Consider the following 21,788-nt stretch of genomic DNA (forward strand, 5'->3'; position numbering starts at 1 on the left):
GACCCCATGGCGCCCCGAGCCCTTCGTACGGTCCACCAGCGTGCCACCCCGCCCGGCGCGGGCGCACGGCCCGTGCACCCGAACGGCCCCCTGGCGAACGGGGGTGGCTGATATGACCGGGTCTTTCCGCAGGAAGAGCGGCGCCCGACTCCGCGCAGGCGCGCAATACACGGCGTGCGACACCAACGTACGCGCCCCTTGTGTGCGCACCGGGTACCGTCGGACGGCCCGGCGGGCTCCGGCACAATGGCGGCATGCGAGCAGTGGTGCAGCGAGTGACCGAGGCCAGGGTGACCGTGGCCGGCGAGACCGTCGGCGCGATCGAGGGACCGGGGCTCTGCGTCCTGGTCGGCGCCACCCACGACGACACCCCGGCCAAGGCCGCGCAGCTGGCCCGCAAGCTGTGGACGCTGCGGCTGCTGCCCGCCGACGACGCGGGCGTGGAGCAGTCCTGCTCCGACCTCGGCGCCCCGCTGCTGGTGATCAGCCAGTTCACCCTCTACGGCGACGCCCGCAAGGGCCGCCGCCCCACCTGGAACGCCGCCGCCCCCGGCCCGGTCGCCGAGCCGCTGGTGGACGAGGTGGTCGCCCGGCTGCGCGAGCTCGGCGCCAAGGTGGAGACGGGCCGGTTCGGCGCCGACATGCAGGTGGCGCTGGTGAACGACGGCCCGTTCACCGTCCTCGTCGAGGTCTGACCCCAGGGCTTGTCCGGCCGGCAGGCCCTCGGCGAAGGCCCTACTGAGGGACGATCACGTCCTGGGTGCCCGGCACCGTCCCGGCCAGCAGCACCGCGTCCACCGGGACGTTCCGCTTGACGATCGCCAGCGCGATCGGCCCCAGCTCGTGGTGGCGGGCGGAGGACGTGACGAAGCCGAGCGGGCGCCCGTCCGGCTCGGCGGCCAGCCGCACCTCCGTCCCGTGCGGGGGCAGCGTCTCCTCGGTGCCGTCCAGGTGCAGGAAGACCAGCCGGCGCGGCGGGCGGCCCAGGTTGTGCACCCGGGCGACGGTCTCCTGCCCGCGGTAGCAGCCCTTCTGCAGGTGGACGGCGGTGCGCAGCCAGTCCACCTCGTGCGGGATGGTCCGGTGATCGGTCTCGAAGCCCAGCCGCGGCCGGTGGCCCTCGATCCGCAGCGCCTCGTACGCCCAGACCCCCGCCGCCGGGCCGTAGCCGGCGGTCAGCTCCTCCAGCCCGGCGCGCGGCACGAACAGGTCCCGCCCGTACGGGAGTTCGCGCACCGCGGCGGCGCCCTCGACGGAGACGACGGAGCCCGCCGGCAGGTGCACCACGGCGTACTCGGCGGTCGCGTCGGCGACCTCCACCCGGTAGAAGAACTTCATGCTCTCCAGGTAGCCCAGCAGCGCCTCCTGGGTGCCCGGCTCGACGTGCGCCCAGGTGGTGGTGCCGTCGTCGACCAGGTAGAGCGCGTGCTCGACGTGCCCGTGCGGGGAGAGCACCAGCGCCTCGGTGGCCACCTGCGGCTCCAGCGAGCTGACGTGCTGGGTGAGCAGCAGGTGCAGCCAGGCGAGGCGGTCCTGGCCGGTGACGGTGATCACGCCGCGGTGCGAGAGGTCGACGAAGCCCGTGCCCTGCGCGAGGTTGCGTTGCTCGCGGAAGATGTCGCCGTAGTGGGCGGCGACGCCCTCGTCGGCACCTTCGGCGGGAACGGCTCCGGGCAGGCTCAGCAGCGGGCTCTTCATACCGGCCAGCTTAGACCGGCCGGCAACGGGGCCCGCGGCGTCGTGCGACAGGCCCTACGACCCGCCGTCCGCGAGCTTGGCGGTGCAGTCGGCGCAGCGGCCGAAGATGGCGAAGTGCTTGAGGTCGGTGTCGAAACCGTGCTGCTCGCGCAGGCTCCGGATCAGCGGCTCGGCGATCTCGGTGCCGGTCTCGGCGACCTTGTCGCAGTCCCGGCAGACCAGGTGCAGGTGGTGATGGCGGCCGGCCAGGTGGTAGGTCGGGGCGCCGTGGCCGAGGTGGGCGTGCGAGACCAGGCCGAGCTCCTCCAGCAGCTCCAGCGTCCGGTAGACGGTGGAGATGTTGACGCCGCTGGCGGTCTGCCGGACGTGGCAGAGGATGTCGTCGGGGGTGGCGTGGTCCAGGACGTCGACGGCCTCGAGCACGAGCTGCCGCTGCGGGGTCAGCCGGTAGCCGCGTTCGCGCAGGTCGGTCTTCCAGTCGCCGGAGAGCTGCCAGTCGGTGGTGCCGGTGTCCGCCACGGTGCTGTCCCTGCCAAAGTCGGGGGTCCTGAAGCAAGTGTAGGGACCGGCCCGGGGGCCGGTCCCTACCTCTCGTGAAAGCAGTACCGCTCAGCGGAAGGCCGGGCTCACTTGAAGAAGGCGATGCCGTCGTCCGGCAGGTCGTTGATGTCCTTGATCAACTGCGCCGGGCTGAGCACCTTCTTCAGCTGGGCCGACATGTACGGACGCAGCGGCACGTTCGGAGCGGCCTTCTCGCCGACCCAGAGCAGCTCGTCGTTGACGAAGCCGTACAGCCGCTTGCCGCCCGAGTACTCCGGCGAGCCCTCGATCCGGGCCACCGCGTCCGTGGAGACGTCGATCTGCGGCTTGCCGTCGGCCAGTTCGCCGTACCAGATCTCCACCGTGCCGTCGTCACGGACGGAGGAGATCTCGATCCCGCGGGCACCGCTGGTGCCGTCCTGGTTGCTGGTGATGCGCCAGAACGCGTGCTCGTTCTCCAGCGGACGGACCTTCTCGCCCTCGTTGTTCAGCACCCAGGTGCGGGAGCGGAACTCCAGGAAGGGCCGGCCGTCGTGCCGGATCACGATCTCCTGGCCGAAGTTGCACTTCTCCGTGCCCGGGAAGTCGTAGACGCCCGCGCCCTCCCAGGTGCCGAGGAGGAAGGCGAGCGGGACGACGTCCTTGTGGAGGTCAGAGGGGATCTCGATCATGTTCCTGGTCGCTGTCGTCGTCGGTGTGGGGCTGCCTCAACCGTACGGCAGGATCAGCGCTGGCCCTGGTAGAGCTTCATCACCGAGAAGATGGCGAACCAGGTGATCAGCACGGCCATGAGGGCCAGCAGACCGTCGAAGAACATTTCCAGACCGGACACGGGGGGCTCCCAGGCGGCGACAGTGTGGTGGATTTTGCTGTCGCTCACTCTATCCGCCGGTCATCGGCCGGTCGCGGTGAGCCCCACCACGTCGCCGATCGCGCCGATGTTCCCACGCCGTCCAAGGTTTCCCCAAGGGATCCCGGGATGACGGCGAGCGGGGGCCGCGGGCGCTCTAAGGTGGCGCCATGTCGAAGAAACTCGTCATCAAGGTCACCGCCGGGGCCGACGCGCCGGAACGGTGTGCGCAGGCGTTCACGGTCGCGGCGGTGGCCGTCGCCAGCGGGATCGAGGTCTCGCTCTGGCTGACCGGGGAGTCCTCCTGGTTCGCCCTGCCGGGGCGGGCGGCGGAGTTCGAGCTGCCGCACGCCGCGCCGCTGCCGGACCTGCTGGAGGCGATCCTCGCCAGCGGCGCGGTGACGCTGTGCACCCAGTGCGCGGCGCGGCGGGGGATCGTGCAGAAGGACACCGTCGAGGGCGTCCGGATCGCGGGCGCGCAGGTCTTCGTCAGCGAGATCATGGCCGACGGCGTCCAGGCCCTCGTCTACTAGCCCGTCCACCGGCCCTCGTCCCCTGGCGCTCCCCTACTGACGTTCCTCGTGGTCGGGGCGGTCCCGGTCGTGGCCGGGATCGTCCCACTTCGGGTCGTCCCAGCGCGGGTCGTTCCACCAGTCGTCGTCCGGGTCCCGCTTGTTGGCGAACACCGCGGCGGCCGGCGGGATCACCATCGCGACCACGCACATGCCGATCGCGGCGGGCACGGAGAAGAACCTCACCACGCCCCAGGCCAGCACGAACAGGCCCAGACACACGCCCATCATGGCGAAGTAGAAGCGACGCCGCCGCCTTGCCTGCACCACTCCACGGTACGACCGAGGGCCCCGCCATGGCAGGGCCCTCGGTGAGGTTCGTCCGCGGATCAGACGCGGATCAGACCGCGATCGCGACCTCGACGGCGGTGCCCTGGGAGGCCACCACCTGACGGTCCACGGTCTGGCCCGGCACCAGCGCGCGCAGGGTCCACTTGCCCGGGCGGGCGAAGAACCGGAACTGGCCGGTCGCCGAGGTGGGCACCTCGGCCGTGAACTCGCCGCCCTCGTCGAGCAACCGCACGTAGCCGTTGACCGGCTCACCGTCGCGGGTCACCGAACCCTGGATGATCGTCTCGTTCGCCACGTCAACTCCTGCCAGGTCCGGGCCGCCGGCCTTCGCACCGCACATGTCTTGTCTTCCCTTCTGACGACGGTCGAGCCGCGGGCTCAGTTGCCGAGCTCGATCGGCACGCCGACCAGGCTGCCGTACTCGGTCCACGAACCGTCGTAGTTCTTGACGTTCTCCTGGCCGAGCAGCTCGTGCAGGACGAACCAGGTGAGCGCGGAGCGCTCGCCGATGCGGCAGTAGGCGATGGTGTCCTTCGCCAGGTCGATGCCCTCGGCCTCGTACAGGGCCTTGAGCTCGTCGTCGCTCTTGAAGGTGCCGTCGTCGTTGGCGTTCTTGGCCCACGGGATGTTGCGGGCGCTCGGCACGTGGCCGGGGCGCTGCGACTGCTCCTGCGGGAGGTGGGCCGGGGCGAGCAGCTTGCCGGAGAACTCGTCGGGCGAGCGGACGTCGACCAGGTTGAGGCTGCCGATGGCCGCGATCACGTCGTCGCGGAAGGCACGGATCGAGGAGTCGGCGGCCTGCGCCCGGTACGCGGTGGCCTCGCGGGCCAGCACCTCGGAGACCAGGTCGCGCGAGTCCAGCTCCCACTTCTTGCGGCCGCCGTCCAGCAGGCGGACGTCGCCGTGGCCGTACAGCTTGAAGTACCAGTAGGCGTACGAGGCGAACCAGTTGTTGTTGCCGCCGTAGAGCACGACGGTGTCGTCGTTGGCGATGCCCTTGGCGCTGAGCAGCGCCTCGAAGCCGGCCTGGTCGATGAAGTCGCGGCGGACCGGGTCCTGGAGGTCCTTCTTCCAGTCGATCCGGACGGCGTTGCGGATGTGGTTCTTGTCGTACGCGGAGGTGTCCTCGTCGACCTCGACGATGACGACCTTCGGGTCGTCCAGGCGGGCCTGGACCCAGTCGGCGTCGACCAGGACGTCGCTGCGGCTCATGGTGGTGTTCTCCATCCGAGGGCGGTTTGCGGAAGGTTCTGCTCAGGAGGTGCTGCGCGGCGCCCGGACGACTGCCGTCCGAATTCCTGTCCGAATACTGGGACGGGACGGCGGCCCGGGCCTGCCGGCCAGGAGACTGCGGGGTGCGGCGACGACGGCCGGCCGAGAGGGCCTGGCATGGTCACCGGGAGGATCGGCGGGCGGGCGTCAACTGCCCAGCCAAGACGCCGAGTCAGCGCATTCGACACAGACAGGCGGCCACGCGGCACAGGTCGACCGCCCGCCGCTTCGTGAGATCCGTCTGTCGCTTCATGTCGACGATGCTAGGGACACCGAAGCCCCGCTGTCATCAGCGTACCGAATATTGAGACCAAATGGCCCGAATGCCGAGATTTGAGCTTTTCACGGCCGACCGGGCGACAGGCCGGGGCCGGTCCGGCGGCCCCGGGCGGCCCCGGGCGGCACACAACCGGGGGAAACGAAACCGCTCCGCGACCCGCGCTGGACGGCGCGTCTCGCGGAGCGGAACAGGACGGGAGTGACGGGGCGGCCATCAGCCCAGCAGCTTGACGCCCTTGCCCTCGAAGGTCAGCTGCAGGCCCTCCGGCAGCGGCGTCGCCCCGTCCTTGTCGGCCAGCTTCAGCCCGGCCGGGAGCGAGTCGAGCGTGAAGCTCATCGGCTCCAGCCTCTGGTTGGTGATCCCGGCGACCACGCCGGCCAGCCCGCTGAGCTGGAAGCCGTCCGCGGTCACGGTGTTCCCGTTGTTGTGCACCGAGCCCTCACCGACCGCGACCGGCCCCAGCGCGGCCTTGATCTTGCCCGGCCCGGCGTACGACAGGGTCAGCCGGGAGTTGCCGCCCACCGGCAGCTTGCCCGCCCCCGACATCAGCTGGGAGGCCGGTGGCAGCAGCTGCGCGAGGTCCGCGTACGAGATCAGGCCGCTGCCGGTGCCGTCGTCCACCGTGGCGCTCTTCAAGCTGTCGCTCACGGTGACGCCGGAGAGCTTGGCCTTGAACGAGTGCAGCGCCACCTGGTGACCGCCGTCACCGACGGTCAGGCCGTCGGAGGAGATCCGGACGTCGTCCAGCTTCATCGACAGCGCCTGGGTGAGGAACGGGAAGCCCTCGATCGAGACGTCCGGCCGCTGGCTCATCCGGCCGCTGCTCACCATCCGGTCGGCGGCCTGGTCCTCGGCCACGCCGACCGCGATCCGGTCGGCGCCGACCAGCAGGCCGGACACCACCACCAGGCCGATCGTCGCCTTCAGCCATCCGCGCATCGCTCTCCCCCGCCGTCGCCGGTCGCTGTCGTCGTTCGGTGTCGCTGTTCGTCGTAGTCGTCGTTCGTGGTCGTCGTTCGTGGTCGTCGTTCGTCGTGGTCGTTCGCGGCCGTCGTCCGGGGTCCCGTGGAGGCCGCCCGGCCGAGGCCGCTCCCGCACGACCGTACGACGTCCCGCCCCGGAGCATGGTTCCGAGGCGGGACGTCACGGTCGACGGCCGGGGTCAGCCGGCCAGCAGGTCGGTGGCGAGCCAGATCAGCGGCGCGGCCACCGCCAGCGGCAGCGCCACGCCCGCCGTCATGTGCACGAACCGGGACGGGAAGTCGTACGCCGCGACCCGGCGGCCGACCAGCGCCCCCAGCCCCGCCAGCGCGCCCAGCGCCAGCGGCGCACCCACCAGCAGACCCAGCAGCACCGCCGCCAGCAGGCCCAGCACCGGGCCCAGCCGCTTCGGGCCGGGCAGCGGCGCCGCGGCCAGCACGGTGGCCAGCGCGACCGCGCCCACCCCGGCCGGCACCCAGTCGGCCACCAGCAGCGTGGTGCACAGCACCGTCACCACCGTGGCCGAGCCGAGCACCGTCAACGCGTAGAACCGCTCCTTCGGGTCCGAGGGGCGGAACGTCTGCAGCACCAGGACCAGCAGGAAGAACCCGCCCAGCGTGCCGACCACCGCCGCCACACTGCCGTCGGAGTCCGCCAGCAGCACCGCCGCGTCCGCGGTGAGCCCGGCCAGCGCGGCGAGCGCGATGCCCTGGCGGGCCGGCCACATCCCGTTCAGCCGGAACCAGCCGGCCGCCGTCAGCACCTGGAGCAGCGCCACCACCAGTGCCAGCGCCACCTGCCCGAGCGCGGCGCCGCCGGCCAGCAGCGCGGCCACGCCGGCGGTGATCAGCGCGGGCTGCAGGCCCGGGTCGATGATCGGCGAGCCGGTCCGGCCGCGCGGGCCGGCGGGCGGTGCCACCGGCGCGGGCTGCGCCGGGACGGCCCCGTACGGCGGCGCGGCCGGGGTACCCGCCGGGGCGACCGGGCGCTTGAGCGTCATGGTCGGCGGGTCGAAGGCTGGGGTCCCCGCGTACGGCGCCGGGGCCGGTGCAGGAGCGGCGGGGGCGGCGTGCCCGGCCGGCGGCTGGGCGGGCGTCCGGGCCGGTGGGGCGACCGGCATCGTGCCGGACACGACCACCGGCGGCAGCAGCGTGGTCGCGGCCGCGTCCTCCATCGGAGGGACCGGCGGCAGCAGGGTGGTGGCCGCGTCGTCCATCGCCGGCACGGGCGGCAGCAGCGTGGTGGCCGCGTCGTCCATCGCCGGCACGGGCGGCAGCAGCGTCGTCGCGGCGTCCTCCATCGGCGGCTGCCCGTGGCCGGGGTAGCCGTACGGCGGCTGCTGCCCCTGCTGCGGGTACTGCCCCTGCTGAGCCTGCGGGTGCTGCGGGTACTGCCCCTGTTGCGGCTGCGGGTACCGCTGCTGCGGCTGCGCGTGCTGCCCCTGCTGCGGATACTGCTGCTGGGGCTGTTGCGGCCATTCGCCGTAGCCGCCCTGGTTCGCGTTGTTCATGTCCGTCACGCCGCTCAGCCTCCCGCGAACGGCGGCAGTACCTCGACCGTTCCGCCCTCGGTGAGGGCGACGGTCGCGTGGTCCCGGCCGCCGACCTGGGCGCCGTCGACCAGGTAGGAGCAGTGCCCGAACAACTGGACGAGCTTCGGCCGGTCCGCGTGCCGCCGCTTGGCCGCCGCGAGCGCCTCCGCCAGGGTCACCGCCTCGTACGGCTCCTCGGCCAGCCCGGCCTCGGACTTCGCGGCCGCCCAGTAGCGGATCGTCCCGCGCACCCGGGCGCCGCTCGCGGGCTCCGTGGTCGCACCCATCGGGCCACCCCTTCTCGTCGTCCTCGCCCGGCCCCGGTACCCCGGTCCGGCTCGCCACCGGAGTGCCCGCCAGACCACCCGAAAGATGGACTCGCACGGCGCCGCCGATGTGCGTCCCATGATGGCGTGTCCGCCGCCACGACCGGCAATCGCCCTGGCCCAGGGCGCCCGGAGGACCGCTCGAAGCTGTGTCCAGGCTCACCCGGCGCACGCCCGGATTGGGCGAACCGCCGGATTCGAGCCCTCCCGGTGCGCAGGCCGTTCGGCTATCCTCAACGTCCAAGAGGGATCCGGGCAGAGTCGCCCCCGGGTCCTTTTGTGCTTTCAGGACGCCAGTACGGATGTTCTTGCGATTCGTCGGCCCACCCCCGGCGCGTCGTGGGAACCGCTCCCCGCCTCACGCGGCACAACGACGTGCCGCGGCCGGCCGGGGTGTCGCCACCCGGCGACCGGGCCGCCGCCCGGGGCCGGACCAGACCGGAGGGTTCGCGGGATGAGCAGGGCAGAAACGGTGCGCCAGGGGTTGCGGGACCCTCGGCGCGTGCGCCGCCGCGTCCTGCGCGCCGGCCGATCCTCCGGTACTCCTCAGGCGCCCGCCGTCCTCCCCCTCACCTCAGCACGTGCGCCATCCGGCTGTGGCGGCAGCCGTAACGCGACCGCGACGACCCGGAAAGGGGACTACCGGGTATGAGTTCTCTCCTCCTCCTCACCAACGCGCTGCAACCCTCCGCGGAGGTGCTGCCGGCCCTCGGCCTGCTGCTGCACAACGTCCGGGTGGCTCCCGCCGAGGGATCCGCCCTGGTGGACACCCCCAGCGCGGACGTCATCCTGGTCGACGGCCGCCGCGACCTGCCGCAGATCCGCAGCCTCTGCCAGCTGCTGCGCTCCACCGGCATCGGCTGCCCGCTGATCCTGGTCGTCACCGAGGGCGGCCTCGCCGCCGTCACCGCCGAGTGGGGCATCGACGACGTCCTGCTGGACACCGCCGGCCCGGCCGAGGTCGAGGCCCGGCTGCGGCTCGCACTCGGGCGGCTCCAGGTCGCCACCGACGACAGCCCGATGGAGATCCGCAACGGCGACCTCTCGGTCGACGAGGCCACCTACTCCGCCAAGCTCAAGGGCCGGGCGCTCGACCTCACCTTCAAGGAGTTCGAGCTGATCAAGTACCTCGCCCAGCACCCCGGCCGGGTCTTCACCCGGGCGCAGCTGCTGCAGGAGGTCTGGGGCTACGACTACTTCGGCGGCACCCGGACGGTCGACGTGCACGTCCGACGGCTGCGCGCCAAGCTCGGCGTCGAGCACGAGCAGCTGATCGGCACCGTGCGCAACGTCGGCTACCGCTTCGTCGTCCCGGAGAAGCCCGAGAAGGGCGAGCGCCCGGAGCTCGCCCAGCGCCCCTCGGCACCGTTGGAGGCCTGACGGAGGCCGGGCGGGGTCGGCCCCGCCCGGCTTGTCCGGTTCGCCCCCTCGGCACCCGCAGTGCACCCGCCGGCAGCCCCCAGGACCCACTGCCGACGCGGACGCCACACGCGTAGACTCCCCCCGTGGCCAAAGTGACGCGCGACGATGTAGCCCGGCTGGCTGGTACCTCGACCGCGGTCGTCAGCTACGTCATCAACAACGGGCCGCGCCCGGTCGCGCCCGCGACCCGGGAGAAGGTCCTCGCCGCGATCGAGCAGCTCGGCTACCGGCCGAACAGCGTCGCCCAGGCCATGGCCTCGCGCCGGACCAACCTGATCGGCATGGTCGTCCCGGACGCCCGCCAGCCCTTCTTCGCCGAGATGGCGCACGCCGTGGAACGGGCCGCCTCCGATCGCGGCAAGCTCGTACTGATCGGCAACTCCGACTACGTGGACGACCGCGAGGTGCACTACGTCCGGGCCTTCCTCGGCATGCGCGTCTCCGGCCTGATCCTGGTCAGCCAGGGCCCCTCGCAGCGCGCCGCCGAGGAGTTCGCCGCGATGGAGGGCGCGAAGGTCGTCCTGCTGCACCGCCGCCCCGAGGCCATAGACGACGTCGCGGTGGTCACCGACGACGTGGGCGGCGCCGAGGCCGTCGTCCGGCACCTGCTGGAGGTGCACGGGCACCCGTACGTGGCCTGCTTCGGCGGCCCGGTCGAGTCCCCCGCCCCCGGTGACCCGGTCATCGACCACGTCGAGGGCTGGCAGCGCGCCATGGACGCGCACGGCCTGCCCACCGAGCCCCACCTGATCGACGCGCCCTTCCACCGCTACGGCGCGTACGACGTCGCGCTCGACCTGCTGCGCTCGCCGGACCGGCCGTCGGCGATCTTCTGCTCCACCGACGACCAGGCGATCGGCGTGCTGCGGGCCGCCCGCGAGGTCGGCCTGAAGGTCCCGGAGGACCTCGCCGTGGCCGGCTTCGACGACGTGCCCGAGGCCGCGCTCGCCGACCCGCCGCTGACCACCGTCGCCTCCGACCGCGACGCGATGGCCCGGGCCGCCGTGGACCTGGTGCTCGACGACTCGCTGATGGTGCCCGGATCGGACACCGAGCGGGTCCGCAAGTTCCCGTCCCGCCTCGTCATCCGCCGCTCCTGCGGCTGCGACGGCGCCGCCCCGGCCCCGTCCGGGGAAGCGGAGTAGCAGCCTCCGCCAAACCGGCCGCCGCACACCGCCTGACCAGGCTTTATGAGAACCCAACGGGCTTCTCGGACCCTTCTGAGCCGGTTCTCATCCGATCCTCATGCCCCGGGCGGACGTTAGTCGGCATGAGCGAACAGCAGCAGCACCACGACGAGCAGTACGGTCCGTACGAGCCCCGCGTGGTCGAGGGCACCGTCCTCGGCAGCAGCGCCGCCACGACCGCCTACGGGTACCGCGAGGACCACTCCGACGGCGGCTTCGACGCCCCGCCCCCGCCGTCCATGCCCCCCGCACCGCCCACCGCCGGCCAGCCCGGCGGCCACGGCGGCCACGGCAACCGCGCCCGGCGCGGCCTGCTGCGCGGACGGCTGGCCCTGGTCACCGCCGTCGCCGCGGTCGCCGCTGTCCTCGGCGGTGTCACCGGCGGGTTCGTCGCCGCCGAGCAGCACTCCTCCGGCACCCGCACCAGCACCATCGCCAGCCCCGTCTCCGCCCGCTCCGACGGCGGCGCCGACGTGACCGCCATCGCCGCCGCCGTCTCGCCGAGTGTCGTGCAGATCACCGTCAAGAACGGCAAGGGCACCGCCACCGGCACCGGCGTCGTCCTCGACACCAGCGGGCGGATCCTGACCAACTACCACGTCATCGACACCGCGGCCGACGGCGGCCAGATCACCGTCACCTTCAAGGACGGCTCCACCGCCCCGGCCACCGTCACCGGCACCGACAAGTCCCTCGACGTCGCCGTGATCACCGCGAGCGGTGCCAAGAACCTCACCCCCGCCACCCTCGGCGACTCCTCCACCGTGGCCGTCGGCGACCCGGTCGTCGCCATCGGCAACCCCGACGGACTCACCGGCACCGTCACCTCCGGCATCATCAGCGCCGAGAACCGCGACGTCACCGTCCAGCTCGACGAGGGCAGCACCAGCAACAACGGCGGCTTCGGCTTCCCCAACCTGCCCGGCCTGCGCGGCAGCCTCCCGCAGCAGAACAGCGGCAGCACCACCACCTACAAGGCCTTCCAGACCGACGCCGCCCTCAACCCCGGCAACTCCGGCGGCCCGCTCATCAACGCCAACGGCCAGGTCATCGGCATCAACTCGGCGATGTACGCCCCCAGCGGCACCAGCTCCACCGCCGGCGGCGGCAGTGCCGGCAGCGTGGGCCTCGGCTTCGCCATCCCGATCAACGACATCAAGCAGGTTCTGCCGAAACTGCAGGCCGGCCAGAACCTGTAAGACGGACAATTACTCCCAGTAGGCCCTCCACCCGACGAGAAAGGGCAGCCGCCCATGACCCCGTCCGCCGACGACCGCACCCCCGCCGAGCCCGGCCACCTGTCCGCCCGGCTGCTCGTGGTCGACGACGAACCCGCCCTCCGGGACGCCCTGGAGAGCAGCCTCGCCTTCGAGGGCTACGAGGTCGCCACCGCCACCGACGGCTACGAGGCCCTGGAATCCGTCGAACGCGACCGGCCCGACCTCGTCCTGCTGGACATCATGATGCCCCGGATGGACGGCCTCACCGCCGTCCGCCGGATGCGCTCGCGCGGCGACACCGTCCCGGTCCTGATGCTCACCGCCCGCGACGCCGTCGGCGACCGCGTCACCGGCCTCGACGTCGGCGCCGACGACTACCTCGCCAAGCCCTTCGAGCTCGACGAACTGCTCGCCCGCGTCCGCGCCCTGCTGCGCCGCAACGCCCTCGCCACCGAGGCCGCCGCCCGCGCCGCCGCCGAGGACGAGAGCGAGGTGCTGGCCTTCGCCGACCTGCGGATGAACACCGCCACCCGCGAGGTCACCCGCGCCGGCAAGCCCGTCGAACTCACCCGCACCGAGTTCATGCTGCTGGAGATGTTCCTCTCCCACCCCCGCCAGGTCCTCACCCGCGAGCAGATCCTCAAGGCCGTCTGGGGCTTCGACTTCGAGCCCTCCTCCAACTCCCTGGACGTCTACGTGATGTACCTGCGCCGCAAGACCGAGCAGGGCGGCATGCCCCGCCTGATCCAAACCGTACGCGGCGTCGGCTACGCCCTGCGCCCGGCCGCCGGCGCCACCACGTGACCTCCGACGCCCCCATCCCACCCCCGCCGCTGGCACCCCCGCTCATCCCCCGCCGCCGGCGCCTCACCCAGTGGTTCCGCTCCCGCTCCCTCCGCAGCCGCCTCATCTTCCTGACCTCGGCGGCGGTGGCGGTGGCCATCGCCCTGTCCGCGCTGGCCTGCTGGTTCATCGTGGAACAGCGGATGTACGGGCTGGTCCGCAGCGACCTCCAGAGCATCCGGGTCCAACTCCCCCCGATCAGCCCCAACGACTGCGCCGCGACCCCGCAGTCCGCCCTCAAGAACCTCCAGAACAACTCCCGGCAGCCCCCGGTCGGGGCCTCGGTCCCCCGCGACACCCAGTACGTCCTGCTCAGCCCGTCCGGTCCTCCCCTGGTCTGCCTGCCCATGAGCTCCAACAAGGCGATCCTGGTCCAGACGGACGACAGCAAGGCCCTGAACCTCAAGCCCGGTCAGTCGATCATCCGGGACGGCCGTTACACCAACGGCAAGCCCGCCATGGTCCTGGTGACCAGTGCCCGCTCGGAGGTCCTCGGTTACCCGACCGCGCTGGTGCTGGTCGCCACCTCCACCCAGGCCGCCGAGGAGTCCCTCCGACAACTCGCCATCCTCCTCGGCGCCGTCGCCCTCGGCGGCATCGCCCTCGCCGCCATCGCCGGCCGCCTGGTCGCCCGGTCCGCGCTCAAGCCCGTCGACCAGCTCACCGAAGCCGTCGAGCACATCGCCCGCACCGAGGAGGTCGGCACCACCATCCCCGTCCACGGGGACGACGAGATCGCCCGCCTCTCCACCTCCTTCAACTCCATGAGCACCGCCCTCGCCAACTCCCGCGAGCGGCAGACCCGGCTGATCGCCGACGCCGGCCACGAGCTCCGCACCCCGCTGACCTCCCTGCGCACCAACGTCGACCTGCTGATCCGCAGCAACGAGACCGGCCGCCCGCTGCCCGCCGCGACCAAGACCAAGCTGCTGGGCAACATGAAGGCCCAGATGCAGGAGCTCACCGTCCTGATCGGCGACCTGCTCCAGCTGTCCCGCCCGGACTCCCCCAAGCCGGTCCGCAACCTCTCCGTGGTGGCGCTGCACGAGATCGCCGGGCGGGCGGTCGAGCGGGCGAAGCTGCGCGGCCCCGGGCTGGTCTTCGAGACCGCGACCGAGCCCTGGTTCGTGCAGGGCGACGCCGCCGCGCTCGAACGGGCGGTGATCAACCTGTTGGACAACGCGGTCAAGTACAGCCCACCCGGCGGCACCATCGACGTCCGCCTCCAGCAGGGGATGCTGACCGTCCGCGACCACGGCCCCGGCATTCCGCCGGACGAACTGCAGTACGTGTTCGACCGGTTCTGGCGTTCGCCGTCCTCGCGGCAGCTGCCCGGCTCCGGGCTCGGCCTGTCGATCGTCGCGCAGAGCGTCCGGGAGGCGGGCGGCGAGGTGTCGCTGGGCCCGGCCGGGGACGGCGGTCCGGGCACGCTGGCGACCGTCCGGTTGCCCGGCGGCCCAGCCCCCGAATGACGCAGGACGGGCGGGGCGCCCCGACAGCGCCCCGCCCGTCCTGTGCCGGCTCACGGTCAGTCGATGTCGCTGCCCGGGCCGATGACCTTGATCCGGTCCTGCGCCGGGGCCTTCAGCGGCGAGGCCGCCGAGCTGTGGGCGCCCAGGTAGGCGGTGAAGACGTCCAGGTCGGAGGCGCCGACGAGCTTGTCGGTGCCGGCCGCGAAGGCCGGGAAGCCGTCGCCGCCGCCGGCCAGGAACTCGTTGGCCGCGACCCGGTACTTGGCCGCCGGGTCGACCGGGGCGCCGTTCAGCCGGACCGAGTCGGCGATCAGCCGGTCCGCGCCGGTCTTGCGCATGTCCAGGGTGTAGTGGAGGTTCGAGGACGGCTGGAGGATCTTCGGCGCGGCCTCGTTGGAGCCGCTGACCTGCTGCTGGAGCAGCTGGATCAGCTGGGCGCCGGTCAGCGTCTTGACCTGCATCATGTTGGTGAACGGCTGGACGGTGAACGCCTCGCCGTAGGTCACCACGCCGTCGCCCTCACCGGCGGAGGCCTTGTAGACCAGGTCGGAGCGGATACCGCCGGGGTTCATGAAGGCGACCTGCGCCCCGCCCTTGTCGGCCGCGGCGAGCCCCTCCTGCTGGGCGTCGGCGATCAGGTCGCCGAGCGGCTTCTCCAGGTCGCTGCTGCCACGGCCGTTGATGTCCGCGCCGATGTAGCCGATCGGACGGTTGGCGATCGGGGCGGCCAGCTTGGAGTAGTGGTCGATCAGCGCCGTCATGTCGGGCGCCTTCTCGACGGTGCGACGCACCACGTGGTTCTCGGCCTTGACCGACGGGCGGACGATCTCGCCGGTGGTCTTGTCCAGCTTCAGGTCGATCTCGGTGTAGAGCCGGCCGAAGGAGGCGGCGCTGGTCACCGAGCGCGGGACGCCGTTGGGGTCGGGGATGCTGCAGGCGTACGCGTTGTGGGTGTGGCCGGTGACGATGGCGCCGATCGACGGGTCGAGCTTCTTGGAGATGTCGACGATCGGGCCGGATATGCCCTGGCCCGCCGGGCCGCAGTCGTAGTTGTAGACGCCGCTGGCCGGGTAGCCGCCCTCGTGGATCAGCGCGACGATCGAGTTGACGCCCTTGGCCTTGAGCTCGGCGGCGTACTTGTTGATCGTGGTGACCTCGTTGGCGAACTTCAGGCCCTTGACGCCCTCGGCGGTCACGATGTTCGGCGTGCCCTCCAGGGTGACGCCGATGAAGCCGACCTTCACGCCCTGCGACTTGGTCACCCAGTACGGGGCCAGCAGCGGCTTGCCGGTCTTCTCGTCGGTGACGTTGGCCGACAGGTAGTTGAAGTTGGCGCCCTTGAACGTCCGGCCGGGCTCGTAGCAGCCGTCGACCGGGTGGCAGCCGCCGTCCTGCATGCGCAGCAGTTCCTGCGCGCCCTCGTCGAACTCGTGGTTGCCCACCGAGGTGACGTCCAGGCCGAGCTTGTCCATCGCCTCGATGGTCGGCTCGTCGTGGAAGAGCGCCGAGGTGAGCGGGCTGGCGCCGATGATGTCGCCGGCCGCGACGGTGATCGAGTCATCGGCCGGGATCCGGGCCTTGCGCAGCTCGGTGGCCAGGTACTCGATGCCGCCGGCCGGGGTCGAGACCTCCTTGCCGGTGGCCGGGTCGATCTCCTTGACGGTGCCGGACGAACCGGCCGGGGGCTCCAGGTTGCCGTGGAAGTCGTTGATCGCCAGCAATTGGAGGTTGACGGTCTTGTGACGCTTGGCGTTGGCGTCGGCGGCCTGCGCGGCCGTCGGCACGGCCACCGTGCCGAACAGACCTGCGGCGGCGACGACGGCGAGCGCCGCGCGTCGGGATCTGACGGAGAGCATGAGGGTCCCCTGCACCTTGGAGGAGCGCCCGCTGTGAACTGGACCGGGCGTCTGGGCGATGTGTTGCGCCTGTGAAGCCTAAGGTCAACGCGCGTAGCTGTCAGGACGTTGAACGTAACGAGAGGATTACCTGCTGACGAACCATCGCCGTCCGACGGGAGCCGCGACGGTTCCGGCGCGCACGCCCGCACCGCCGGAACGGCCGCCCGCCCATCCGCCCGACCCGGCCGCTCGAACCCACGACCCGGCCGCTCAGACCCCCGGCTCGGCCGCCAACTGCCGCTCGGCCCGGTCCCGTTCGGCCACCGCGTCCTCGGTCATCGCGCGGTCGGTGTACACCAGCGGCCGCTCGGCCTCGGTGATGATGTGCTTGACCACCTGCACGTTGCCGTTGACGTCCCAGACCGCGATACCCGGCGAGAGGGTGGGAATGATCTCCACCGCCCAGCGCGGCAGGCCCAGCACCCGGCCGGTGGCCCGCGCCTCCTCGGCCTTCTGCATGTAGATCGTCCGGGTGGAGGCCATCTTCAGGATCGCCGACGCCTCCTTGGCCGCCGCGCCGTCCACCACGTCCGACAGGTGGTGCACCACCGCGACGAAGGAGAGCCCGAGCCGACGGCCGAACTTCAGCAGCCGCTGGAACAGCTGGGCCACGAAGGGGCTGTTGATGATGTGCCAGGCCTCCTCGACCAGGAAGATGCGCTTCTTCCGGTCCGGCCGGATCCAGGTGTGCTCCAGCCACACGCCGACGATCGCCATCAGGATCGGCATCGCGATCGAGTTGCGGTCGATGTGCGAGAGGTCGAAGACGATCAGCGGCGCGTCCAGGTCGATGCCGTCGGTGGTCGACCCGTCGAACATGCCGCGCAGGTCGCCGTCGACCAGGCGGTCCAGCACCAGCGCCACGTCCAGGCCCCAGGACTGCACCTCGTCCACCGCCACGCCCAGCGACTCCACCGAGGACAGGTCGGGGTTGCGCAGGGTGTCGATGATGTCGTCGAGCACCGGCTGGCGGTCCGTCACCGTGCCCACCACGTGCGCGTGCGCGGCCTTCAGCGCGAACCCGGCCCGCTCCTCCAGACCGCGTCCCATCGCCACCTCGACGATGGTGCGCAGCAGCGACAGCTGGCCGGTCTGGGTGATCGCCGGGTCCAGCGGGTTGAGCTTCACCCCACCGTCCCGGGCCGCCATCGGGTCGAGCCGGACCGGCTTTATCCCCAGCGCGTTGGCGATCAGGTTCCACTCGCCGACGCCGTCCTCGCCCTGCGCGTCGAGCACCACGACCTGGCGGTCGCGGAACCTCAACTGCCGCAGCACGTAAGTCTTCTCCAGCGCCGACTTGCCGTTGCCGGACTCCCCGAGCACCAGCCAGTGCGGGGCCGGCAGCTGCTGCCCGTACAGCTGGAAGGGGTCGTAGACGTACCCCTTGCCGCTGTACACCTCACGGCCGATGATCACGCCCGAGTCGCCCAACCCCGGCGCGGCGGTGGGCAGGTAGACCGCCTGCGCCTGGCCGGTGGACGTGCGCACCGGCAGCCGGGTGGTCTCCACCTTGCCGAACATCAGGCTGGTGAACGCCTCGGTGAGGTTGCCGAGCGCCATGTGCGGCCTCCTGGTCTGGTCGGCGGGCGGTGGTGAGGGCTGACGGTCCGGACGTCAGCGGCGGATGCCGGTGGCGAACGGCAGGGTGTTGACGAAGGCCCGGTGGTGCTCGCGGTCGCACCACTCCAGCTTGAGGTAGCTCTTGCCGGCCGAGGCCCGGATGGTCCGCTTGTCCCGGGCCAGCGCGTCGGGGTTGCGCGAGGACACCGTGATGTAGCCGACCAGGTTCACGCCGGCCGCGCCGGAGGCCAGGTCGTCGCCGCGCTGGTCCACCCGGCCGGTGTGCGCCAGGTCGCGCGGGTCGACCGTCCGGTTCATCTTGGCCGCGCGGCTGGCCTCCGCCTCGTCGTTGGTCTTCTCCGTCAGCATCCGCTCGATCGCGACGTCGGTGGGCTCCAGGTCCATCGTCACCGCGACCGTCCGGATCACGTCCGGGGTGTGCACCAGCAGCGGCGCCAGGAAGTTGACCCCCACCGGGGTCAGCGGCCACTCCTTGACCCAGGCGGTGGCGTGGCACCACGGCTCCCGGGTCGCCGACTCGCGGGTCTTCGCCTGCAGGTACTGCGGGTGGGTCGCGTCCAGCTCGGCCGGCCAGGCGTTGCGCCGGGACATCGCCTGGATGTGGTCGATCGGGTGGTCCGGGTCGTACATCGAGTGCAGCAGCGAGGACAGCCGGGCCTGGCCCAGCGGCTGGCGCACCCGGATGTCCGCCTCCGCCAGCCGGGCGCAGATGTCGGTCAGCTCGCGCGCCATCACGGCCGCCAGCCCCTCGTCGTCCCGGGCCCGCCGACCGGTCGCCGTACGGCCCATCGCGTGCGCCTCGGCCGCGAGGTCGCGGGTGTAGTGCATGCAGGCCACCAGGTACGCCCGGTGCTGCTCCGAGGAGGTCGACACCATCGACTGCAGCTGGTCGTACGACTCCTGCAGCCAGCGCGGCGCGTCGTGGTCACCGCGCCGCTCGACGTCCTTCGCGTGCGCGTCCGGGTCGGCCGGCAGCGTCCGGGCCAGGATCTGCAGCCGGGTCACGAAGCCGTCCCCGTTGGCGACGTGCTTCAGCAGGGTGCCGAACCGGTCGACCAGCGCCTCCTGGTCCTCCGAGTCGCGCAGGCCGACGCCCGGGCCCTCGATCTCGATCGCGGCCGTCACCGTCCGCCGCTCCAGGTGCATCAGCACCCCGACCTCGTCCGGCCCGAACGGCGCGGTCAGCCAGCGCAGCCGCCCCACCCCGGGCGGCGGACCGACCTCCACCTCCCGGCCGTCCATCCGGGTGCCGGCGTCCATCACGTCCGAGCGCCACACCGAGCGGCCGTTGCGGACCGTCCGGCGGTAGGTGCGGTTGATCTCCGCCCACTTGTAGAACGTCCGCTTGCGGTACGGCACGTACACCGCCGCGATGGCCACCAGGGGCAGGCCGATCAGACCGCCGATCCGCAACGGCAGGATCGGCATCAGCAGGCCCCAGAGCATGCCGAGGAACGCCCCGAAGATGATCAGCATGATCTCGCCGGACTCCCGGTTCCGGCCGATCGGCGCGTTCGGGCGGGCCTTGCCGATCAGGTAGGTGCGGCGCTGGTGCACGTACGGCTGGGCGTACTGGGCGCCGTACTGGCCGAGCGGTTCGCTGCTCACTTACCCGTCACCCTCCCTTCGCTGAGTTGCTGTCGCGGATCGGAACCGAGCCCTGCGGAGGCCCGGCCTGCGGCGGTGGGGCCGGCGTCCGGCCGGCGTGCGCGGCGATGCCGGGCGCGACGGAGCCGCCGCCCGCGCCCCCGCCGCCACCACTCGCACCGACCGGCCCGCGGTCGCCGTGGGTGGTGATGCCCTGCTTCATCAGGTTCGCGGTGCCGTTGATCATCGCCGAACCGGCCGACACCGCGCTCGCCCGGGCGCTGCGCATGTTCAGCAGCTCGTCGCCGAAGCCCGGCACGAAGCGGTACACGGCGGCGCTCGCGAAGATCGACAGGAACAGGATCGCCAGACCGGACAGCACCCGCGCGAAGTCGTCGGTGGCCCCGGCGCCGGTCGCCACCGCGCCCGCCAGGCCCAGGATGACCACGATGATCGGCTTCGCCAGGTCCACCGCCACCATCACCCCCGCCCACCGGCGCACGTGCTTCCACAGCTGCTTGTCCACCAACCCCGCGTACACCGCCGTACCCAGCAGCGCGCCCACGTAGAGCATCGCCGCCCGGATCAGCAGCTCGATCCAGAGCACCGCCGCCGCCAGCACCGCCACCAGCGACACGATGATCAGGATCAGCGGGCCGCCGCCCATGTCCCCCTTCTCCAGGGTGTCGGCGAACCCGCCCAGGTACGTCCCGGTGTCGGACTTCGTCCCCACCGCGATCGCCTTGGTCAGCCCGTCCGTCACGCTCACCACGGTGTAGAGGATCAGCGGCGTGAACGCGGACGCCACGACGGTCAGCCACAGGAAGCCGATCGCCTCCGTGAACGCCGTCGTCAACGGCGCCCCCCGCACCGCCCGCTTCGTCACCGCCAGCAGCCACAGCACCAGCGTGATCACCGTCGACACGGCGAACACCACCGCGTACTGCTGCAGGAACGACACGTTGGTGAAGTCCACCTGCGTCGTCCCGTCGATCGCGCTCGACAGCTTCCGCACCACCCAGGCCGCCGCCTGGGCACAGCCCTTGGCCAACGACCCCAGCGGATCGGTCATGCTCCCGACGGTGCCGCCGCCGGGGAGCGAGCCGATGCCGGGTTTGTCCACGCAGAGGATGCCGTTGCCGGAGATCGGCAGGTCGGGGCAGTTGGCGCTCGGCGTCGCGGTGGGGGTCGGCGTCGCCGTCGGCGACGGCTCGGCGAACACCCGCTGGGCCGCCAGCAGCGCCGCGACCTGCAGGCCGACGAGCGCGCCCGCCAGTGTGCCCGCTCGGCGTGCGGTGGAACGGTGCGAGGTCTGGTCAACGGGCATAGCGGAACCCCCCGAACTGCTGGACGGCGCCGGTGATCTCGTCGGCGGTGGCGGCCTGCTGGTCACCCGGCATCGGTGCGGGCCCCTGCTTGCTGGTGAAGTCGGTGAGCTTCCAGTCGCTGCCCGTCCAGTGGAGCGAGAGCGTGAGGGTGAACCAGGTCGTCGTCACGGGCTGGACGGAGTGTTCGCCGGCGAGGCCGGTGAGGCCGGTGCACCAGACCTCGACCTTGGTGTCGGCGTCGCTGTAGCCGGTCGACCTGGTACCGACCGGGACGGTACGGCTGACGAAGGTGAGGCCCTTGGGGGCGCGGCCCTGGGCGTCGAGGCCGTAACGGGAGGCGGTGTCGCCGCCGAACCCCTGGTCCAGCCGGCTCTGCAGCGCCGGGGCCGCGGCCGGGTCCGCGATGGTGGAGACGATGGTGTGCCGGCTGTCGGTGCGGAACATGTCCGCGGAGCCGATCGCCACCGCGTAGTTGGCGGCGGCGGACTGGACGCCCTGGTCGGTGTGCGGGTAGCCGGACCCGATGCCGTTGGTGGTGGTGCCTACGGGCTGGTCGCCGCTGGGGGCGGGGCCGGCGCCGGTCGGCGCGGTCGGGGCGGCGCGGTCGGCGGAGGAGCCGGTGCTGCCGGGGTCGGCCTTGCCGCGGTTGGCGATGGAGATGGCCACGACGAGCAGGGTGACGACGACGAGGACCGTCAGCAGGGTGCGGAGCGGGCGGGACTGACGCTGGGTCGGCTGGGAGGAGGGCTGTTCGCCGACCGGCAGCCGCGTACGGGTGTGCGGCTGGTCGTCGGACAACGGCACGGCGGCCCTCCTGGTGCGGGGAGCCGGGGCGGCTCCGGGGGCCCTCCGCCCGTGGGCGGGCGCGGACGGAGGGTGGGAACGGGGGTGGACTGCTGGCGGGCGGGC

The 21,788-nt window shown here is 72.1% G+C and carries 22 protein-coding genes; 7 read left to right on the forward strand and 15 right to left on the reverse strand.

Annotated elements, in window-relative coordinates; genetic code table 11:
* Positions 1-254 precede the first annotated feature (254 nt).
* Positions 255-695, forward strand: coding sequence for a D-aminoacyl-tRNA deacylase (dtd, locus tag ACIOJE_RS33810; protein ID WP_280685450.1), 441 nt, complete (start codon positions 255-257; stop codon positions 693-695).
* Between the two features lie 40 nt (positions 696-735).
* Here the strand turns inward: dtd and ACIOJE_RS33815 are convergent, their stop codons facing one another.
* The 3 genes from ACIOJE_RS33815 to ACIOJE_RS33825 all read right to left on the reverse strand — a co-directional run bounded on the left by ACIOJE_RS33815 (position 736) and on the right by ACIOJE_RS33825 (position 2,909).
* Positions 736-1,698 carry a YgfZ/GcvT domain-containing protein gene (locus tag ACIOJE_RS33815; RefSeq protein WP_400781513.1) on the reverse strand — a complete coding sequence of 321 codons (963 nt, stop codon included), beginning with the start codon at positions 1,696-1,698 and terminating at the stop codon, positions 736-738.
* Between the two features lie 54 nt (positions 1,699-1,752).
* Positions 1,753-2,217 carry a Fur family transcriptional regulator gene (locus ACIOJE_RS33820; RefSeq protein WP_400676894.1) on the reverse strand — a complete coding sequence of 155 codons (465 nt, stop codon included), beginning with the start codon at positions 2,215-2,217 and terminating at the stop codon, positions 1,753-1,755.
* A gap of 107 nt (positions 2,218-2,324) precedes the next feature.
* Entirely contained in the window at positions 2,325-2,909 is a 585-nt protein-coding gene (locus ACIOJE_RS33825) for an FABP family protein (protein WP_280685447.1), read from the reverse strand.
* Positions 2,910-3,258: 349 nt separating this feature from the next.
* Between ACIOJE_RS33825 and ACIOJE_RS33830 the strand changes: the two genes are divergently transcribed.
* Positions 3,259-3,621: a DsrE family protein gene (locus ACIOJE_RS33830; protein ID WP_280685446.1), complete on the forward strand. Its 363-nt coding sequence runs from the start codon at positions 3,259-3,261 to the stop codon at positions 3,619-3,621.
* A gap of 33 nt (positions 3,622-3,654) precedes the next feature.
* On the opposite strand, the gene ACIOJE_RS33835 is transcribed toward ACIOJE_RS33830, so the two are convergent.
* The 7 genes from ACIOJE_RS33835 to ACIOJE_RS33865 form a co-directional block, all read right to left on the reverse strand.
* Positions 3,655-3,927 carry a DUF3099 domain-containing protein gene (locus ACIOJE_RS33835; RefSeq protein WP_280685445.1) on the reverse strand — a complete coding sequence of 91 codons (273 nt, stop codon included), beginning with the start codon at positions 3,925-3,927 and terminating at the stop codon, positions 3,655-3,657.
* 73 nt (positions 3,928-4,000) lie between these two features.
* Positions 4,001-4,291, reverse strand: a complete 291-nt coding sequence (locus tag ACIOJE_RS33840; protein ID WP_030059605.1) for a DUF1416 domain-containing protein — start codon at positions 4,289-4,291, stop codon at positions 4,001-4,003.
* 38 nt (positions 4,292-4,329) lie between these two features.
* On the reverse strand, positions 4,330-5,163 hold the full coding sequence (locus tag ACIOJE_RS33845) for a sulfurtransferase (RefSeq protein WP_400781517.1): 834 nt from the start codon (positions 5,161-5,163) through the stop codon (positions 4,330-4,332).
* A 232-nt stretch (positions 5,164-5,395) separates the two neighbouring features.
* Positions 5,396-5,476: an Ms5788A family Cys-rich leader peptide gene (locus tag ACIOJE_RS33850; RefSeq protein WP_350517234.1), complete on the reverse strand. Its 81-nt coding sequence runs from the start codon at positions 5,474-5,476 to the stop codon at positions 5,396-5,398.
* 240 nt (positions 5,477-5,716) lie between these two features.
* Complete coding sequence (locus ACIOJE_RS33855) at positions 5,717-6,442, reverse strand: DUF2993 domain-containing protein (RefSeq protein WP_280685443.1); 726 nt, start codon at positions 6,440-6,442, stop codon at positions 5,717-5,719.
* Between the two features lie 223 nt (positions 6,443-6,665).
* Entirely contained in the window at positions 6,666-8,003 is a 1,338-nt protein-coding gene (locus ACIOJE_RS33860; protein WP_400781520.1) for a hypothetical protein, read from the reverse strand.
* A 5-nt stretch (positions 8,004-8,008) separates the two neighbouring features.
* A complete protein-coding gene (locus tag ACIOJE_RS33865) occupies positions 8,009-8,302 on the reverse strand; it encodes a MoaD/ThiS family protein (RefSeq protein ID WP_280685442.1) in 294 nt (97 codons plus the stop codon).
* 687 nt (positions 8,303-8,989) lie between these two features.
* On the opposite strand from ACIOJE_RS33865, the gene ACIOJE_RS33870 reads away from it, so the two are divergent.
* From ACIOJE_RS33870 to ACIOJE_RS33890, 5 genes are all read left to right on the forward strand, one after another.
* On the forward strand, positions 8,990-9,721 hold the full coding sequence (locus tag ACIOJE_RS33870) for a response regulator transcription factor (RefSeq protein ID WP_280685441.1): 732 nt from the start codon (positions 8,990-8,992) through the stop codon (positions 9,719-9,721).
* Between the two features lie 125 nt (positions 9,722-9,846).
* A complete protein-coding gene (locus ACIOJE_RS33875; RefSeq protein ID WP_280685440.1) occupies positions 9,847-10,908 on the forward strand; it encodes a LacI family DNA-binding transcriptional regulator in 1,062 nt (353 codons plus the stop codon).
* A gap of 125 nt (positions 10,909-11,033) precedes the next feature.
* A complete protein-coding gene (locus ACIOJE_RS33880; protein ID WP_400781523.1) occupies positions 11,034-12,149 on the forward strand; it encodes a S1C family serine protease in 1,116 nt (371 codons plus the stop codon).
* A 54-nt stretch (positions 12,150-12,203) separates the two neighbouring features.
* Positions 12,204-12,974 carry a response regulator transcription factor gene (locus ACIOJE_RS33885; protein WP_280685438.1) on the forward strand — a complete coding sequence of 257 codons (771 nt, stop codon included), beginning with the start codon at positions 12,204-12,206 and terminating at the stop codon, positions 12,972-12,974.
* Positions 12,971-14,485 (forward strand): HAMP domain-containing sensor histidine kinase, encoded by a 1,515-nt coding sequence (locus ACIOJE_RS33890; protein ID WP_280685437.1) that lies wholly within the window; start codon positions 12,971-12,973, stop codon positions 14,483-14,485. Before ACIOJE_RS33885 ends, ACIOJE_RS33890 begins: the two co-directional genes overlap by 4 nt.
* A 56-nt stretch (positions 14,486-14,541) precedes the next feature.
* On the opposite strand, the gene ACIOJE_RS33895 is transcribed toward ACIOJE_RS33890, so the two are convergent.
* From ACIOJE_RS33895 to ACIOJE_RS33915, 5 genes are all read right to left on the reverse strand, one after another.
* On the reverse strand, positions 14,542-16,341 hold the full coding sequence (locus tag ACIOJE_RS33895; protein WP_400781526.1) for a bifunctional metallophosphatase/5'-nucleotidase: 1,800 nt from the start codon (positions 16,339-16,341) through the stop codon (positions 14,542-14,544).
* Positions 16,342-16,593: 252 nt separating this feature from the next.
* Positions 16,594-17,943, reverse strand: a complete 1,350-nt coding sequence (locus ACIOJE_RS33900) for an ATP-binding protein (protein ID WP_280685435.1) — start codon at positions 17,941-17,943, stop codon at positions 16,594-16,596.
* Positions 17,944-17,997: 54 nt separating this feature from the next.
* Positions 17,998-19,572 (reverse strand): SCO6880 family protein, encoded by a 1,575-nt coding sequence (locus tag ACIOJE_RS33905; RefSeq protein ID WP_280685434.1) that lies wholly within the window; start codon positions 19,570-19,572, stop codon positions 17,998-18,000.
* Between the two features lie 7 nt (positions 19,573-19,579).
* On the reverse strand, positions 19,580-20,878 hold the full coding sequence (locus tag ACIOJE_RS33910; RefSeq protein ID WP_400781531.1) for a hypothetical protein: 1,299 nt from the start codon (positions 20,876-20,878) through the stop codon (positions 19,580-19,582).
* Positions 20,868-21,683, reverse strand: coding sequence for a hypothetical protein (locus ACIOJE_RS33915; protein WP_400781534.1), 816 nt, complete (start codon positions 21,681-21,683; stop codon positions 20,868-20,870). Before ACIOJE_RS33915 ends, ACIOJE_RS33910 begins: the two co-directional genes overlap by 11 nt.
* Between the last annotated feature and the right edge of the window lie 105 nt (positions 21,684-21,788).

Origin of the sequence: Kitasatospora sp. NPDC087861 (genome assembly GCF_044742585.1) — a bacterium.
GTDB lineage: Bacteria > Actinomycetota > Actinomycetes > Streptomycetales > Streptomycetaceae > Kitasatospora.